This window comes from Bradyrhizobium sp. P5_C11_2, from assembly GCF_054049755.1.
Genome location: NZ_JBFULT010001017.1, coordinates 1 through 1,335, shown reverse-complemented (window position 1 = coordinate 1,335; position 1,335 = coordinate 1). Strand labels below are relative to the sequence as shown.

At 65.2% G+C, this 1,335-nt stretch carries 2 protein-coding genes; both read left to right on the top strand.

What is annotated here, in order from left to right; genetic code table 11:
• Positions 1 to 10 precede the first annotated feature (10 nt).
• Positions 11 to 907, top strand: a complete 897-nt coding sequence (locus ACXJL8_RS41275) for an NAD(P)/FAD-dependent oxidoreductase (RefSeq protein WP_456621548.1) — start codon at positions 11 to 13, stop codon at positions 905 to 907.
• Between the two features lie 21 nt (positions 908 to 928).
• The coding region (locus ACXJL8_RS41270; RefSeq protein ID WP_456687060.1) for a methyltransferase family protein at positions 929 to 1,335 on the top strand (407 nt) is incomplete at its 3' end.

Below are 1,335 nucleotides of genomic sequence, written 5' to 3'. Positions count from 1 at the left end.
GCCCATCACCATGGATGACGTCATCATCATCGGCGGCAGCTTTGCCGGTCTCGCCGGCGCCCTGCAGCTCGGCCGTGCCCGTCGCAAGGTCACCGTTCTCGATACCGGCCTGCCGCGCAACCGCTTCGCCGGCCACTCGCATGGTCTGCTCGGCCATGATCACAAGCCACCGCTGGACATCCTGGCCGAGGCGCGGCAGCAGCTGGCGCGTTATCCCACGATCAAGCTGGTCAGTGCCCGGGCCGACAGCGTCTCCGGCACCGTCGACGATTTCACCGTCCTCACTTCCGATGGCGAAAGCTTTGGGGCGCGTCGTCTGATCCTGAGCTATGGCATCACCGACCAGATGCCTGATGTTCCGGGCTTTACCGAAGGCTGGGGCACGTCCATCGTGCCCTGCCCCTATTGCGACGGCTTTGAAGTCGCCGGCCAGCATTGGGGCCTCGTCTGGTCCGGCCCGCAGTCGCACAATCAGGTCAGGCTGTTCCGCGATTGGACCGATAAGTTGACACTCTTCGCCGATGGTCACGACATTCCGCCCGATATCCGGGCCGATCTGGCGCGACGCAACATACCCGTCGTCGATGGCCGGATCACTGGGATCGCCCAACGCGGGGCCCATAACGCCACCGTCAAGCTCGATACCGGCCCCGATGTCGCGGTCGACATCCTGTTCGTGCATCCGCGCAACAAGCCGTCCGCAAGCCTGCATGAATCACTGGGCCTCGCCACGGTCAAAACACCCCTCGGCATCATCCTCAAGGTCGACGAGCGCCGCGAAACCAGCATGCCCGGCATCTACGCCGCCGGCGACCTCGCCAACCCCATCACGCCGCCATCGGTCACCCTGGCATCATCGCACGGCGCGATGGCGGGTATCTTCGCCCAGCAGTCGATGGTGGTTTGAGAGCACAGATGCAGGATGAGCATGGGCGTCGAACCGGACAGCGCGGGTGTGCGCTTCCCTCCGCCCTTCGTCTATCTGGGAGCGCTGCTGTTGGGGCTGGCGGCGGAGCGGTTCGTCATTCTGCGCTCGTTCGGCATCCACTGGTGGTTGCTGGTTGCGACGGGCGCGCTGCTCTTCGTTGCCGGCGCGGCGATGATGCTTGCGGCGGCGTGGCTGTTCCAGCGGCTGGGCACCAACGTTCCGCCGTCGCAGCCAACGACCCTCATCGCAACGACCGGCCCTTATCGGTGGACCCGCAATCCCATGTATCTTGGCATGGCGCTTATCTATGCCGGCCTTGCGATCGGCTTCGACGGGCCGATCGCCTTCGCCTTGCTCCCGTTGGTGCTGATCGCGATCCAGACGCAGGTGATCGCCCGCGAGGAGCG